This window comes from Posidoniimonas polymericola, from assembly GCF_007859935.1.
GTDB lineage: Bacteria > Planctomycetota > Planctomycetia > Pirellulales > Lacipirellulaceae > Posidoniimonas > Posidoniimonas polymericola.
In genome coordinates, this window is sequence record NZ_SJPO01000001.1 from 29,838 (window position 1) to 45,592 (window position 15,755).

15 protein-coding genes are annotated in these 15,755 nt (G+C 67.3%); 6 read left to right on the plus strand and 9 right to left on the minus strand.

The features are described from left to right. On the minus strand, window positions 1-309 hold the full coding sequence (gene ppnP / locus Pla123a_RS00120) for a pyrimidine/purine nucleoside phosphorylase (RefSeq protein ID WP_146583498.1): 309 nt from the start codon (window positions 307-309) through the stop codon (window positions 1-3). A gap of 362 nt (window positions 310-671) precedes the next feature. Between ppnP and Pla123a_RS00125 the strand changes: the two genes are divergently transcribed. After that, a complete protein-coding gene (locus Pla123a_RS00125; RefSeq protein WP_146583499.1) occupies window positions 672-1,955 on the plus strand; it encodes a methyl-accepting chemotaxis protein in 1,284 nt (427 codons plus the stop codon). A gap of 57 nt (window positions 1,956-2,012) precedes the next feature. Here the strand turns inward: Pla123a_RS00125 and Pla123a_RS00130 are convergent, their stop codons facing one another. The 8 genes from Pla123a_RS00130 to Pla123a_RS00165 all read right to left on the minus strand — a co-directional run bounded on the left by Pla123a_RS00130 (window position 2,013) and on the right by Pla123a_RS00165 (window position 9,056). Then, the gene (locus Pla123a_RS00130; protein ID WP_146583500.1) at window positions 2,013-3,446 is read right to left on the minus strand and encodes an MATE family efflux transporter; all 1,434 of its coding nucleotides are present in this window, start codon (window positions 3,444-3,446) and stop codon (window positions 2,013-2,015) included. Window positions 3,447-3,700: 254 nt separating this feature from the next. Continuing rightward, complete coding sequence (locus Pla123a_RS00135) at window positions 3,701-3,907, minus strand: DnaJ family domain-containing protein (protein WP_146583501.1); 207 nt, start codon at window positions 3,905-3,907, stop codon at window positions 3,701-3,703. 42 nt (window positions 3,908-3,949) lie between these two features. Then, window positions 3,950-4,171, minus strand: coding sequence for a hypothetical protein (locus tag Pla123a_RS00140; RefSeq protein WP_146583502.1), 222 nt, complete (start codon window positions 4,169-4,171; stop codon window positions 3,950-3,952). Between the two features lie 443 nt (window positions 4,172-4,614). Beyond that, complete coding sequence (locus tag Pla123a_RS00145; RefSeq protein ID WP_146583503.1) at window positions 4,615-5,892, minus strand: hypothetical protein; 1,278 nt, start codon at window positions 5,890-5,892, stop codon at window positions 4,615-4,617. A gap of 11 nt (window positions 5,893-5,903) precedes the next feature. Next, window positions 5,904-6,356, minus strand: coding sequence for an SRPBCC family protein (locus tag Pla123a_RS00150; protein ID WP_146583504.1), 453 nt, complete (start codon window positions 6,354-6,356; stop codon window positions 5,904-5,906). An 86-nt stretch (window positions 6,357-6,442) separates the two neighbouring features. Next, window positions 6,443-7,765 carry an ATP-binding protein gene (locus Pla123a_RS00155; RefSeq protein ID WP_146583505.1) on the minus strand — a complete coding sequence of 441 codons (1,323 nt, stop codon included), beginning with the start codon at window positions 7,763-7,765 and terminating at the stop codon, window positions 6,443-6,445. Between the two features lie 90 nt (window positions 7,766-7,855). Then, window positions 7,856-8,494, minus strand: a complete 639-nt coding sequence (locus Pla123a_RS00160) for a 3-keto-disaccharide hydrolase (protein ID WP_146583506.1) — start codon at window positions 8,492-8,494, stop codon at window positions 7,856-7,858. A gap of 337 nt (window positions 8,495-8,831) precedes the next feature. Beyond that, the gene (locus Pla123a_RS00165; protein WP_315852871.1) at window positions 8,832-9,056 is read right to left on the minus strand and encodes a cold shock domain-containing protein; all 225 of its coding nucleotides are present in this window, start codon (window positions 9,054-9,056) and stop codon (window positions 8,832-8,834) included. Between the two features lie 434 nt (window positions 9,057-9,490). Here Pla123a_RS00165 and Pla123a_RS00170 point away from each other — a divergent pair, with 434 nt between their 5' ends. From Pla123a_RS00170 to Pla123a_RS00190, 5 genes are all read left to right on the plus strand, one after another. After that, window positions 9,491-10,264: a phosphoadenylyl-sulfate reductase gene (locus tag Pla123a_RS00170; RefSeq protein WP_146583507.1), complete on the plus strand. Its 774-nt coding sequence runs from the start codon at window positions 9,491-9,493 to the stop codon at window positions 10,262-10,264. Between the two features lie 136 nt (window positions 10,265-10,400). Then, window positions 10,401-10,826, plus strand: a complete 426-nt coding sequence (locus Pla123a_RS00175) for an RrF2 family transcriptional regulator (protein WP_146583508.1) — start codon at window positions 10,401-10,403, stop codon at window positions 10,824-10,826. 115 nt (window positions 10,827-10,941) lie between these two features. Beyond that, window positions 10,942-11,523 (plus strand): anthranilate synthase component II, encoded by a 582-nt coding sequence (locus Pla123a_RS00180; protein ID WP_146583509.1) that lies wholly within the window; start codon window positions 10,942-10,944, stop codon window positions 11,521-11,523. A 43-nt stretch (window positions 11,524-11,566) separates the two neighbouring features. Next, entirely contained in the window at window positions 11,567-12,781 is a 1,215-nt protein-coding gene (locus Pla123a_RS00185) for a molybdopterin molybdotransferase MoeA (RefSeq protein ID WP_146583510.1), read from the plus strand. Between the two features lie 427 nt (window positions 12,782-13,208). After that, window positions 13,209-15,746 carry a hypothetical protein gene (locus Pla123a_RS00190; protein WP_146583511.1) on the plus strand — a complete coding sequence of 846 codons (2,538 nt, stop codon included), beginning with the start codon at window positions 13,209-13,211 and terminating at the stop codon, window positions 15,744-15,746. The last annotated feature ends 9 nt before the right edge of the window (window positions 15,747-15,755 follow it).

Sequence of the window (15,755 nt, forward strand, 5' to 3'; positions counted from 1 at the left end):
CTACAGGTAGCTGCAGCAGTAGTCGGCCACGCCGGTGATCTTCAGCTTGAAGCTGCTGTTGGCCGGCACGTAGTAGCTCTCGCCGGCGGCGTAGGTCTTCCACTCCTCGCCCGGAAGCTGCACCTGCATCTCGCCAGCGAGCACTTCCATCAGCTCGCGGGCGTCGGTGTTGAACTCGTAGTCGCCGGCCAGCATCACGCCGAGGGTTTTCTTCGTGCCGTCCTCCAGCACGACGGTGCGGCTGGTGACCTTGCCGTCGAAGTAGACGTTGGCTTCACGGACGATCGTGACATTGTTGAACTCGGACACGCGGCGGCTTCCTGGAGGCAGGGTCGGGGGGATGATCAGAGCAGTAATTATAGCCTGGGACGGCCCGCGGCGGGGAGCCGGGCGCGGGGGCGTTGGGACGCTGTGGCGATTGGTGCGCAGGCGAGAATCCACACATTTTTCCCCTCGAGCGGCGGCGATTGTCGATCGGTTGATCCGCATTCCGAAGCCGTTGCCGTTGGCGGAGTAGCGTCGGCGGGCGTGCGGAATCGCACGCATCTCACGGCGGCGGCGACTGCCCCCGCTAGTGGAAATCCACATCGCACCGGGCCGCCGAGAGCTACACCTGAACAGCAGCGCTCGTTTGCCTGCTTTGCGACACAACCGCGTAGAGGAACTACCCCATGACGATCGCCAGCCTGTTTGCCCCCGGAGCCTTCAGCGCCCACGAGCCCGAAACGACGAGCCCGCCTGTCAGTGTCGTTGACGGCCCGTGCGACCCCACCAAGCGCCTGCGGCAGGCGGTCGGGTCGTCGATGCAGATCAGCGAGGCGATGACGGCGGTGTCGTTCGCCGTGGGCGACCTGCACGAGATCAATGCGCGGACCCAGACCATCAGCGCCGCCACCGAGGAGATGCTCAGCACCATCAGCGAGATCTCCCGCACCAGCAACGAGTGCGCCGGAGCCACCAACGAGTGCCGCGGAGCCATCGCCAAGGGCGCCGCCGCGATCGACGAGAGCGTCGAGGGGATGGCCAGGATCTCTGCCCTCACCAAGGACGGCGTCGCCCGGGCGGCGCAGCTTCAGCAGGCGAGCGAGGCGATCGGCAAGATCGTGCAGATTATCCAGGACATCGCCGGCCAGACCAACCTGCTGGCCCTCAACGCCACGATCGAGGCCGCCCGGGCCGGCGCCGCGGGCAAGGGCTTCGCCGTGGTGGCGGCCGAGGTCAAGGAGCTGTCGCAGCAGACCGCCAACGCGACGCAGGACATCGAGAAGCAGATCAACGCCATCAAGGACGGCATCCTGCTGATGCACGAGTCGATGCAGCAGTCGAGCGAGGCAGTAACCGAAGGCGACGCCCAGATCCGCGAGGTCGGTCGCGAGATGGAGCAGCTCCAGCAGTCGATCGATCAGACCGGCATCGCGGTGACGTCGACCGCGGCCAGCGTGACCGAGCAGACCGCGGCGATGGAGGAGATCTCCCGCTCGATCCACGACATCGCCGCCCTGACGCGCAAGTCGACCGCCCACGCCGAGACCGCACTCGACAAGGTCAGCAGCACCGAGCAGATCATCGAGGAGCAGTTCGACGAGCTCGACCCCGACACGATTGAGAACTACGTGCTGTACCGCGCCCAGAGCGACCACTACCTCTGGAAGAAGCGGCTGGCGGAGCTGCTGGCGGGGCGGTCGCAGCTCACCGAGCAGGAGCTCGCGAGCCACCACGACTGCCGGCTCGGCAAGTGGTACGACGGCGCGCGGCTCGACCCGGTGATCGGCGCCATCCCCGAGTTCGTCCAGCTGCCGGGGCCGCACGAAGAGGTGCACCAGCACGGCAAGCAGGTCGCGCGGCTGGCGAACGCCGGCCAACGCGACCAGGCGATCGTCGCCTTCGAGCAGATGGACAAAGCGTCCGAAGAGGTGATCCGGCTGCTGCAGGGTGTGCTGCAGCGGCTGGCGTAGCAGGCTGTGTGGCCGCTGGCCGTCGAGGCGGCGAACCCGGCTCGGCGGCGGGCGGCGCTACGCGACCGACGGCTCTAGCTCGCCGTCACTGTCGGCCAGGTCGGGCGGCGCCTTCTCGATGACCCGCATCGAACGCCACTTGCCCCCCAGGAACCGCATCAAGAAGATCACCCCGAGGATCCAGATCCAGGCCGTGATCAGCACCCAGCAGCCGTAGATCCCCAGCCCGATCTGCGTCACCGCCACCCAGCTGGCGGCCGACAGCAGCGTCGACATGATCAGGCTGACCCACAGCACGAACTGCGTGTCGCCCGCGCCCTTGATCGCGCTGACAAACACCATCAGCGTCGCGTCGAGGAGGTTGTAGGCGGCGACAAACCGGAGCAGGGTCACGGCCATGTCGTACACCTGGCCCCGCTCCTCGCCGAGGAAGAACCAGCGGAGGTACAGGTCGGGCACGGCAACGTACATTAGCGAGACCGTCGCCATGTAGGCCAGCGCGACGTGCAGCGAGGTCCAGGTCGAACGGGCGGCGACCTCATCGCGGTCCTCGCCCAGGTGCTGGCCGACCAGGATGCTCGCGCCCATCGACAGGCCGAAGATCGGCATGAAGGCCAGCGTGCTGATACTGAAGGCCATGCTGGTGGCCTCGGCCTCGACCGCGCCGAGCCGGCCGACCAGCATGATAAACACCGTGAAGCCGGTGACGTCGAGCGCCAGCTGGTAGCCGCTCGGCCCGCCGTAGTACATCACCCGCTTGAACAGCGGCCAGTCGAGTCGCATGCCGGAAAGCGTGGCGAACTGCGCCCGGTTGGCCGGCAGCATCAGCAGCACGACGTAGGTCGCGGCCTTGAGCCACAGCGAGACCACGGTCGCCCAGCCGGCGCCGGCGATGCCCATCTCGGGGAAGCCCCACTCGCCGTAGATCCACGCGTAGTCCAGCAGCAGGTTGACGACCGCGAAGAGGGCGTCGACCAGCATCACGACGCGGGTCCTGCCGCGGCCGCTGTAGAACGCGCTGAAGGACTGCGCCAGCAGCATGGCCGGCGCGCCCCACATCAGCACTTGGAAGTAAATTATCTCCAGCCGCATCGTCTCCGCGCCGTGCCCGGCGGCGGCAAACATCGCCGGCGCCAGCGGGATCGTCAGCAGCATCAGCGGCGAAGCCAGCAGCGCCACCCACACGCCCTGCCACACCGAGGGGCCGATCCGCTCGGGCTGGCCGGCGCCGAAGTACTGCGACACAAACGTGCTGGCGTACATGCAGATGCCCAGCGGCAGGCAGAGCGCCGTGAACCACAGCGTCGACGCGCTGAACGCGGCCGACATCGCCTCCCCGCTGACGCCCTTGAGCAGCACCCGGTCGACAAACGTCATGACCGTCCACGACATGGCCGACACCACCAGCGGCGCCGACACGCTCAGCACCTCACGCCCGCCGCCGGGGCGGGACCACCAGGTGTCGCGGCTGATAGCAGGGGAGTCAGACAACGGGCGGGCAGTGGGAAGGCAGGAACCGGCGGGGCAACCTGGGCGGCGTCAGCCGCGGGGCGTTAGCCCCCGGTTTGGGTGACGGAAGGAGCAGCAGGACGCACGGTGGGGAACACAAATCAACACTAATCACCGGCTCATTGGCGTCGATTCGTGTTCTCCGCCAACCTTCCCACTATACCGCGGACCAGGAACCCTGTCGGTAGGGCGGCCCGCGAGAGACAAGTCGGCCGCCCCGCAGGTTCGCACCCCGGTCAATCAGGCGTGAGCCGGATTGGCAGCTCTTCCCGCTTCAGCTTGCGGCGGATCCACCAGCCAGGGTCGTACGGCTCGTCGATAATCGCCAACGGCTTGCCGAACCCCGGCAGGTTGTCGAACTGCCCCTCGTCGATCGCCGCCTGGATCTTGGCGTCGGCGATGCGGGTAAGGGTCGAGTCGTTGAATGCTAGCGGTTCGGGCATGAGCAACGCGCCTGAGGTCTGCTGGAAGGCGAGCCGCCGCGATCAGCCCGCGGCGTCGGGCAAAGGGGACTTGATATCACTGGAGCCCTTGAGCAAATCTGCACCGCTGGCTGTCGTCGGGTTCCATACCGGTCGGTCAGACGCCGCCTGCCGCCGCGCAGCGTCCGCGGCGATGGCAAACACATCGCCGTCAAATCGTTCGGAGATCTCACAGCGCACTTTGTGGATCTCGTCGATGGTGGTGTCCGTTTTATTCGGAGTCATTTCCCAGCATCTCTTCGGGTGTGCAGATGATCGGGATTGGGATTCCTAAGGCGGCCCGCCGGGAGGTCATCACGGCTCCTAACCAGGTGTTCACGGTGTTGGCGGCTCCTTGTTGCAAGATGCGTGCTTGCACCAGTCGTCCAAAAGGTCAGCAAGCGCTTCGTCGGATCCGATGGAGACTTCTTGCGGCTGAGATAGGCAAGAGTAGCCGTACCCCATCTCCAAGATTTCGTCGCTTCGATCTGCAACTACGGAGTAGTCGGACACAAGGAGCATACCGTTGTCGCCACCGTATCCTCTGAGACGCACCTCTGTGAATAGGACGACGCCATCGCGAAACAGCAGACGGTATGGAATGTCGACGTCGAGCCGGTGCTGCTTGGCTAATAGGGACCAGTGTCTTTGAAGTGGAGTAAGAACCATGCTCTGCAAAGCACTCCCTGCTAGCGGACCTCTAACCCCTCAACCCCCAGCCACCGCGCGTACGCGTTGATCAAATCGACCGGTTCGCTGTGGTACGCCTCGCGGAGGGCCTCGTCCCACTTGAGGCCGGCCTTCATCCCCTCGACAAACGCCGCGTAGGCGTCGCCGTTGGTCTGGATCATGAACCGCGCCAAACTGGACGCCAGGCCGTAGTCGCCGAAGCCGATGTGCGAGTCGTCGAAGAACGTGCGGGCGATAGTTGGGTTCTGCTTGAAACGCTCGACCAGCTTCGACTCGCGGAGCGGGACCGCCCGGCTCTTGGGGACCATCAGCGAGCCGATGTAGTCCGCCATCCCCTCGTTCACCCAGCTCGGCAGACCCTGCATGGTCTTGTAGCGGTGGATGAAGCCGTGGCTGGTCTCGTGGACCAGCATCGCGGCGAACTCGTCGAGCTGCTGGCCACGGTAGCAGGTGATCACCACCTCGCCGCCCGACGTCTGGTGGCACAGCCCGTATGTGCCGTCCTGCGGGTTGTTCTGGAAGAACTGCCGCTCGTACGCGACGAACTGCTCCTTGGTCAAGAAGGCGTAGACCGGCGCCTTGCCGAGCCACACCTGCGCGTCGCGCGGCAGGTTGTAGGTGGTCAGCATCCAGTCGTACATCTGGTCGAGCCGCTCGATGATTGGCCCGACGTCGTCGGCCGGGATGTTCGAGTAGAACAAGAACCGCCCGGTCTCGTAGAGCCGCAGCTCGGGCATCAGCCGCTGCGCTTCGGCGCCTTTCTCTTTGTACGCCCGCAGCGCGGCTTGGTGCTCGCGTTCGCCGACCTCGGGCCACGCCTTGACGCTGTTGGCGGCGAGCCTGGCGAGCCAGTTCCGCTTGGCGATATCGGCCCGCCGCTTGGCGGCGGCCTCGAGCGCGGCGCGGCGCTCCTCGCGGGTCAGCTTGCGGAGCTCGGCCCGGGTTAGCTCGGCGGCCGGCTCCATGGTTTCGGTGTCGGCCTCGCTGCCGCCGCTTTCGCGATCGCCCGCGCCGCTGAACAGCGTGGCGTCGGCGGTGCTGATCTTGTCGATGTCGGCCAGGTCGATCGTGCGGAGCCGGCCGGCCGAGAGCCGCAGCCGCACCTTCTCCGGGGCGTCGTTACCTACCACCCGCAGCAGCGTGGCGTCTTCGTAACAAACGCCCGAGGTGAGCGTCACGTCGACCGTCGAATCGACAGCCCCGCGGAGCGCGTCGGACGTGGCCGCGACCGCGGCGCACGGCAGCGCGAGCAAGATGGCGAGCAGGATCAAACGCATAGGGCAGGGGCTCAATCAGCTTTGGTCTCGGCGGCGTGCTTCAGGTCCAGCAGGTCCTGTCGCATTGCCTTCTCGATCGACCCTACCATCATACCCGACAGCGGCGACATCAGCTTCGCGAACACCGACACGGCCCGCCAGTCGAGCTCGAGCGACATCAGCGTGCCGCCGTCGGTAGGGCTAAAGTCGAATCGGCAGTCGAACTGGGCGCCGCACGAGTTGCTCGACACCGTGTACCCGCGGGGCGGTTCGAACTGGGTGATCGCCAGCTCCTCGGTCGACTCGCGGCCGAACATGGTCCGGGTCTCACGCCAGCGGGTTCCCAGGCCGACCGGCCCGTCGGTGAGCAGCTCGACGCGGTCGATCCCGGCGATGTGCTCGGCCGCCCGCGGCAGGTCGGTCGCGATCGCGAACACCGTGTCGACCGGCGCGGCGATCTGCTGGTTGAAGGCGAGGTGGCCCATGCGCGGCGGGTCCGAAGGGCTGAGGTGAGGGGAGCGGGTAGCTCCACTATACCACCCGCGTCTGTCTGCCGGTTGGCTGATTCGGCTCAGCCCGCCAGCGGCAGCTTGACCTCCACCACGGTGCCGTGGCCTGCCTCGGAGTCGATCTCCATCCCGCCGCCGACGCGTTCGACCACGCTGCGGGCGAGGAACAGGCCCAGGCCCATCCCTTTGCCGGGCTCCTTGGTCGTGAAGAACGGCTCGCCCGCGCGGGCCAGCACCTCGCGTGGCATGCCGGGGCCGGTGTCGCGGATGGCGATGCCGAGCGTGCCGTGCGCGTAGACCTCGATCTCGACCTCGCCGCCGGGCCGTGCGTCCAGCGCGTTCTGCACCAGCGCCCGCAGCGCCTGCGACAACGCGGTCCGCGGCGCGGTAAGCCGCGCGTCGGCGGCCTCGCCCGCGTAGGTGGTGTCGATCAGCACCGGGTCGGGCAGCTCGTTGATGACCTCCAAGAGGAGCTCGCCGGCGGTGAAGGTCTCTGGCGCCTCGCCGGCGGCTTGGCCGGAGGCGGTGGACATCCGGTCGAGGATCGCGCGGCAGCGGTCGAGCTGGTTGCGGATCAGCTTGACGTCCGCCGCGACCTCGGGCGAGACACTCGACGCGTCAAGCTCGTGCTCGAGTTCTTTGGCGACGACCGCGATGGTTGAGAGCGGCGTGGCCAACTCGTGCGCGGCGCCGGCCGCCAGCGTGCCGAGCGCCTCGAGCTTCTCGCTGCGGGCTCGGAGCTCCTCGGCGCGGAAGCGGGCCTCCTGGTTGCGGCGGAGCTCGCGGGTGAGCCAGGTCGTGAACGACACGATCACCGACCCGCAGGTGGCGAAGGCGATCAGCGTGCCGCCCCCCACCACGGGGATGCCGCCCAGCTCGCGGAAGCTCATCAGCCGGCTGGCGTGGCGGAGCTGGGCGATCGGGAAGTACGTGTACGAGATCGTGGCGAACGCGGCAGTCGCCATGAGCACCAGCAGCCACGCCCAGCGGGCCGGCAGCAGGATGCCGCCGAGCGCCAGGTTGACGAAGTAGAAGATGACGAACGGGTTGGTCGGGCCGCCGGTGAGCTCGAGCATCACGGTCAGCACAAACAGGTCGAGCACCATCAGCCCGCCCAACAGGGCGTGCCACTCGTACGGCCGGACGACGTGCATGGCGAGCCGTCGTCGCCGGGTCCACGCCCAGAAGACCGCGTTGGTGCCGGCCGTCAGCGCCGCCATGCCGAGCAGCGGCCAGAACGGCAGCTTCACGCCGAGCGGCCCGGCGGCGATCAGGATCGTGGCGAGCTGGCCCGCGACCGCCACCCAGCGGAGCTTGGCGAGCCACGCGGCGTTGATCGCCAGACGCTCGGCGTCGGAGTGCGACAGTTCACCGCCCGGTTCCACGTGAGTCGACCGTCAGCAAAAGGAAAGCGCAAAGCAAAAGAGCCCCCCGGCCGGCGGCCGGGGGGCTCGGGAAGGGCGTGCGGCCCTGGCTTAATCGAGCAGCTTGATCAGCACCTTGCGGAAGTGGACCTCGCTGCCGGGGTCGTGCCCCTGCAGGGCGATCGTGCCGTGCGAGATCTGACGGCCGGAGCGGTCGGCGGGCGCCTCGTGGTCGTCGGGCTCGGTGTAGTCGCAGGTCACCTTGCCGTTGACCTTCACCACGACGTGCTTGCCCTCGACAATCACCTCCTGCGTGTACCACTCGTTGTCCTTAACGGGCGACTTGTCCATGACGTCCTTTACCGCGTACAGGCCGCCGGTCTTGCGGGCGTCGCTGTGGGTCTGGTTGACCTGCACCTCGTAGCCCTTGTTGGGCCAGCCTTCCTCCTGGTACTCGGTGTGGAAGTACATGCCGGAGTTGCTGTTGGGCTTGGTCATGATCTCGCACTTCCAGGCGAAGTCTTTGAAGTCGGCGCCGCCGACGTCGCCCGCGTAGAACGCGTGGGCGCGGGGGCCGTTGACGACGATCTCGCCGTCCTTGACCGAGAAGGTTTCGGGATTCTCGGAGATGTCCCAGCCGGAGAGGTCCTTGCCGTTGAACAGCGAGACCCAGCCGTCCTCGTCGGCCAGGGCCGGGGCGGCGACCGCCAGCAGGCAGCAGCAGGCGACAACGCGGGAGAGCAGTTTCATGTTCGGTGTTTCCTGGAGTCAATCGCGCCGCTTGGCGGAGCGGAAGCAGTCACGGTCGAGCGCCGTGCGGAGCTATGCAGAATAAGGGCTCCCTGTTTGCAATTCAACTTCCGCGGGTGGGTTGAGCGGCTGCCCATACGAAAAGAAGCCGCCCTCCCCGGGCAGGGGAGGGCGGCTTGTGGGTTACTTAACTGACGCAGCGGAGCGCCGCCAAAAGACCGCAGCAGGCTGCCCCGGGTTGAGATCCGGAGAGTCGGCCGGGTGTCTTGTCGCTCGCGGCACAGCAGCGGAGTGGGGCAATGAGGAGGCCCCGCAACGCCGACCGCACCTCACTCAATCAGCCTTCGATCAAGCGGACGTTCTCAGCCCGCGGACCCTTCGGGCCTTGGCCCTCGGTGTACTCGACAAGTTGACCTTCGCGGAGGTCATCGAATTGGCAGTCATCGCAAGACGAGAGGTGGAAGAAGATGTCTCCCCGCTCTCCCTGGATGAAGCCAAAGCCCTTGTCCGTCAACTTTTTAATCGTCCCCTGCGACACTGCGCCACTCTCCAAAACACGCACTTCAAAACTAAAACGGGTGGGTGCGCCGTGCTATGCGCTCCGACCAGGCAAAACGTAGATTCCGCTAGAAGGGCCGACCAGGCGGCGCGTGAGCTGGGCTCAGACGAGCGGCGTCGATTCCGGACTCTTCCAACATCGTGGAAATTAACCTCGGCAGAAACCGCGGTCAATCATGCAAATGGGGGTCTGGGCCGACTTTTTTCGGGTTGCCGTCTTGCGGGTTAAGGCGCCAAAGATGCTAGCAGTGGCGCCGCCGCCGGGCGAATTCCTCGGGGATTTCTCGCACTCGGGCCAGAGCCCCGAACCTCTCGGCGACGATACTTGACTAAGCAGGTCAGGATACCTAGGATTGCCCGTCCGCGGAGTTAGTCCGTGATTTCCTTCCGCTCGAGCCAGCCCCGCCCAGAGCCCAAACTCCGCCAGACGTAGCACACATGAGCACCACCTCCGAAACCCGCTCGGTCGCCCCGCCAGCCAAGGGCGAGGCCCCCTCGCCTGAGTTCCTCGAGTACCTGGCCACCAAGAGCCGCGAGCTTGAGAACGCCACGCCTGAAGAGATCATCCGTTGGGCCGCCACGGAGTACGGCGACGGCCTCACCATGGCGACGGCGTTCGGGCCCGAGGGGTGCGTGATCTTGTCGATGCTGGCCGCCATCGCACCAGAGACTTATGTCTTTAACCTCGACACCGGCTACCAGTTCCTCGAGACCCTCGACACCCGCGACCGCATTGCGCGGAAGTACGGCATTGAGGTCGACATGCTGCAGCCCGAGCTGACCGTGCCGGAGTACGAGGCCAAGCACGGCGGTCCGCTCTACAAGACCAACCCCAACCAGTGCTGCATGGACCGCAAGATCAAGCTGCTGTACCGCGGCGTTGAGGGACGCACCGCCTGGATGAGCGGCATCCGCCGCGATCAGAGCGCCGACCGTGCGCAGGCGGCCATCGTCGGCTGGGACAAGAAGTTCGGCTTGGTGAAGGTCAGCCCGCTGGCCAACTGGACCAAGAAGGAGGTCTGGGGTCGGATCCTCAAGGACGACGTCCCCTACAACCCGCTGCACGACCAGGGCTACCCGAGCATCGGCTGCTACCCATGCACCCAGAAGGTGATTGAAGGCGAGTCGGACGAGCGGGCCGGCCGCTGGTCGGGCACCGCCAAAACCGAGTGCGGCCTGCACAGCCTCGAGACCGACGGCAGCGGCATTTAGTAGGCGCTGGTTGGAGGGCGCTGGGCGCTGGAGGGGCGGCCGCATGCCGCCGTCCTGAATCGCACGCATCATCCCCAGCCAGGCCATTCGTCACCGACCAGAACCAGCGCCTAGCGCCCTCCAACTAGCGCCCCCCATGAAACTCAGCGCTAAAACCGAGTACGCCCTGCTAGCGCTGATCCAGCTGGCCGAGGACCACGCCCAGGGTCAGCCGGCTTCGATGCGGGCGCTGGCCGAGCGGCAGCCGATCCCCGACGGGTTCCTGGTGCAGATCTTGCAGGAGCTGCGGCGGGCCGGCCTGGTGACCAGCACCCGTGGCGCCTGCGGCGGGTACCGGCTGGCGCGGCCGGCGGCCGAGATCTCGCTCTGCGACGTGCTCTGTGTCATGGACGGCGACGACCCGCTCCGCAGCAACCTGGCGAACCCGACGCCGCTGGCCGAGGTCCTGGTCGACGAGCTCGAGGAGGCCCGCCGACGCTGGCAGGAGCAGCTGCGGGAGGTCACCCTTGAAGACCTGGCTTCTCGCGCGGCGGAACTCGGTTCGCCGATGTGGTATATCTAGCTTAAGTCAGACGCCGATTCTGGGCAGCGCGTCCCGAACGGCGTGGAGAATCACCAGCAACGGCCCACGCCCTCCGAGGGCGTGCCACCCTTCGTGTTCCCCTTTGTGTCGTCGCATGATCCTGATTGTCGATAACTACGACTCGTTTACCTACAACCTGGTGCAGCGGCTGGGCGAGATCGACCCCGCCGTCGACATCCGCGTCGAGCGGAACGACCAGATCACTGTCGACGAGATTATCGACCTCGCGCCCGAGCGGGTGATCATCTCGCCCGGCCCCTGCACGCCGACCGAGGCCGGCATCTCGGTGGAGTGCATCGAGCGGCTGACCGGGCGGTTCCCGTTGCTCGGCGTCTGCCTGGGCCACCAGTCGATCGGCCAGGCGTACGGCGCGAAGGTGGTCCGCGCCAAGAACCTGATGCACGGCAAGACCGACCTCATCTACCACGACGGCGGCCGCCTGCTGGAGGACCTCGACGACCCGTTCCAGGCGACCCGCTACCACAGCTTGGTGATCCAGCCCGACACACTGCCCGACGAGCTGGTCGTGACCGCGTGGAGCAACGAGCCCGACGGCCGCCGCGAGATCATGGCGATCGAGCACCGCGAGCACCCGCTGTTCGGCGTGCAGTTCCACCCCGAGAGCTTCCTGACGCACAGCGGAACTGACCTGCTGAAGCGGTTCTTGTCCTTCTGAGCTGCGTGCTGGGGCGACCGCCGTGCCGGGCCAATTACTAACCGTGGACGCGGCCTTGCGGCTGATCGAGCAGCAGGCCGCGCCGCTCGCCGCAATCGCGACGCCGCTCGAAGAGGCGCTCGGCCTTTGCCTGGCCGCCGACGCCGTGAGCAACGTCGACTCGCCGCCGCACGACAAGGCGATGATGGACGGCTACGCCGTGATCGGCGACGAGCCGCTCAGCGAACTCGCCGTCATCGAAGAAGTCGTCGCCGGCGCCGTGCCGACCTTAGCCGTCGCCGCGGGCCAGGCGACACGCATCATGACCGGCGCGCCGATTCCCCCGGGCGCCGAGGCCGTGATCCCGGTCGAGCAGACCGAGCTGCGCGACGCGGACACCGTCCGGCTCACATCGCCGGCGCCCCCCGCGGGCAAGCACGTGATGCGTCGCGGCGAGGTGTTCGAGCGCGGCGCGGTGGTGCTGACCAGCGGCACGCCGATTGGTCCAGCGCAGCTGGCGCTGCTCGCCGAGACCGGCAACGCCACGCCGGCGGTCATCCCCACGCCGACCGTCGGGGTGCTTGCGACCGGCGACGAGCTGGTCGGGGCGGACCAAACGCCGGCCGCCGGTCAGATCCGCAACTCCAACGGGCCGATGCTGCACGCTTTGGTGCGTCAGGCCGGCGCCAGACTGCTGCCGCTGGGAGTCGCCCGTGACAACGCGGAGTCGCTTGCCGAGCGGATCACCGCCGGCGCGACCGCCGACGTGCTGGTGCTCTCCGGCGGCGTGTCGGCCGGCAAACGCGACCTGGCCCCCGGCATCCTGGCCGAGCTGGGCGCCCGCCAGGTCTTCCACAAGGTGTCCGTGAAGCCGGGCAAGCCGCTGTGGTTCGGCGTCTGGCGGCACGCGGACGGCCGGCAAACGCTGGTGTTTGGGCTGCCGGGCAACCCGGTGAGTGGGTTTGTCTGCTTCCATCTCTTTGTGCGGCCGGCTTTGCGCCGGCTCGCCGGCGGCGAGTTCGCCGGCCTGCCGAGGGTCGCCGTGACGCTCGACCAAGCGGTCACCGTGAAAGGTGACCGCCGCACCTACCTGCCTGCGGCGGTGGCTCTCGACCCCGCGGGAAGCAGGCGGGCCCGGCCGGTGGCGTGGCGCGGTTCGGCCGATCTGCTGGGCCTCGCTGCGGCCGCGGCATTGCTTGATCTGCCGGCCGAGCGGTCGCCCTACGCCGCGGGCGACCGGGTCGAGGCCCTGTTGCTGACGCCCGCAGGGGTCGCGTGAGCCGGCCTGGCGGCCCCGATCTGCCCCTACGACCCGCATTTCTCCGCGGTTCGGGACCCCGTCCGCCCCGCAAAACAGTTGACATAACGGCTGATCGCTAGGGAAGATAGGGAAGAAGGACACACGGAGGGGCCGTCCCGACCCGCCGCGAACATCGGCGCGCCTCAGAGGCTGCGCGTCGAATCCGCAGTTCCCGCCGGGTCGGCGAGACGCAATCTCCCACCCTAGATAAGCCGCCGAAGGGCCACGGCGGTTGGAGAGTCCTTGCGGAGCAATCCGCTGCAGGCCGCTCAAGGCATGCGACAACGGAACACGACCAATCGGAACCGAGACCCACCGGCAGGGGCAACGCCAGGCAGGCGCGTGTCAGCGACACGCGCCACGCACGGCACAACACCGGGCTTACCGCCCTGGAGACGATCTACCTATGATTTCGCACCGCGCGTTCCTCCCTCGTTCCCTGTACGCACTCGCGGCCCTGTTGGTTGCCGGGGCGGTGGCCGCCCCTGCCCAGGCGCAGCTCACTACTTCGGGCCAGGTTTACCCGTCGGACAACCCGTTCACGTCCGACTTCGAGGGCTTGTACGGCTTCGTCAACACGTTCCTTGACCCTGCAACCGAAGACCAAGAGTTCTGGGAGCGCGACCGCAACATCACAATCGGCGAGGGGAGCTTCGGCTCGGTGCGTCTGTCGCAGGGCGGGTTCCTCAACTTCCAGCACCTCGTGCTCGGCGGCTCGGAGTCGGACGTCGAGCAGAGCGGCGCAGCCGGCCGCTCGGGACCGGGCAACGGCGCCCCGGAGGACGGCTTCGAACCGGGGTCGCCGATTACCGGCCACGGTGTGCTGCGGATCGAGGACTTCAACTCGTTCTACAATAACCACCCGGGCGTGATTCCTTCCCAGTATCAGGACGTCTATAGCGGCGGGTCGGGCAACGCCGACCAGCTCCTCTTCAACACCACCAACACGCGTGCCGACGACGTCGGCTTCGACGCGTACATCGGTCTGACCGGTTCTGGCGCCATGCACGTCACGGCCGGCGGCCGCGCCGAGATCCAGGACGCGGTGGTGGTCGCCTACGGAGCCAACTCGACCGGCTATCTCGAAGTGAGCGGACTCGGGTCGTACTTGGCGGCCTACGGCGGTCTGAACCCGAACGCGACCACCATCGACCGCGACATGTTTGTGCAGGACCCGGGCATCCATCAGATGATCATCGGCGCCTACGGCCAGGGCACGATGGAGATCACCGACGGCGGCTATGTCGACGCGTTCTACGGCGCGGCGATCGGCGTCACCCGCTCGGACGGTGACGACGAGATCACCGACGGCGCCTTCGACCGCGCTGGCCAGCCCCAGGGATCCGGCTCGGTAGTGGTCGACGGGCCCGGCTCGACCTGGAACATCATGGTCACCGCGTTCGATGGGGACATGCCCGTCCAGAGTCTTTCGACCCAGGGCGGCGCCCTGGCGATCGGCGAGTTTGACGAGTCCTCCTCAACCCCCACCTACACCGATAGCGAGCTCGGCCGCGGCTACCTGTCGGTCCGCAACGACGGCCTGGTCCGCGTGCAGCGTTACGAAGAACCGACCGGCTCCTCTGCCGCCGACGACGACGCCGACCTCCGCATCGGGCGGATGGGGACGCTCGACTTCCGCGGCGGCAAGGTGGTAGTTCGCGACCAGCTTGTCAGCGACGGCGTCATCCAGGCCAAGTACGACGGAACCGGCGTCGAGGGGGGCCAGTCCTCCAGCGAGAGCATCCTCGAGGTCGGCACGTTTGAGAACCGCTACCTCGGCGAGGTCCGGATCGGCGCCGGCCAGTCGCTCAAGGTGGTTGCGACCGCCGAAGACAACTACACCGCGCCGGACGCCCCCGAAATATTTGTGGCCGCCAATTACGGCCTGATCGAAGTCGTCGGCGACAGCCAGAACGGCCGCGCCGAGTTCGAGTTCGACCGCGAGTACGCCGGCTCTGAAATCACCACCCTCGACCCGCTCAGCGTCCGCCCGAACGACGTCTTCTTCAACGCGGGTGAGACCACCGCCCCCGGGCAGATTGTCGCCCAGGACGCTACCCTGCGGTTCCGCAACGGGTTGTGGAACTCCGGCAGCATCGCCTTCACCGGCGGCGATAACACGATCTCCGGCCGCGTGATGAACGACTCGGACGCGGGCATCCCCCGCGGGTCGATCTCGATCACCAACGGCGCGACTGTCGTGTTCGACGACCTCGTCACCAACGACGGTCAGATCACGCTGACCGACGACTCCAACGCCCAGTTCCTCGGTCGGCCGATCGACCCGCTCATGCCCGTGCCGACCTACCGGGGCGTCGGCGAGCTCAACATTGTCTCGACCGGTGACGTGGACGTCGCCGGCGACTTCTTGCTGGGAGATGGCTCGATAGGCGGCACGCTCCGCCTGTATGTCGAGGACTTCGCCGCCGACTCCTACTCGCACCTCGTGATCGAGGGCGACGCCGACTTCAGCCTCGGCAGCATCGAGATCCTTGGCAACATCGGCCCCGTCACGCCCGGCGACGCCATCGACCTGATCACGGTGCTCGGGACCGCCAACTTCACCGGCACGGTTGTGTCGACGCTGGTCGCCACCTCGCCCGGCATCGTGCTGCTGACCGACACCTCGGGCCCGGCCCTGACGCTGGTGGCCGTGTCGTCGATCGGCGCCCTGGCGGGCGACTTCAACGGCGACGGCGTGGTCGACGCTGGGGACTACACCTTCTACCGGGACAACATCGGCGGCTCCGAGCTGCTGCTGCTCGGCAACGGCGACGGCATCGGCGTGATCGACGCCGCCGACCTCGCCATCTGGCGGGCCAACTACGGCGCGATGCTGACCCTGCCGGCCCCGGTCGCCGCCCTCGGCGCCGTGCCCGAGCCGGCCGGCCTGGCGCTGCTCGCCTCGATCGCCCTGCTGGGCGTGCGTCGCCGCCGCGCCTAGTGCGTCGGC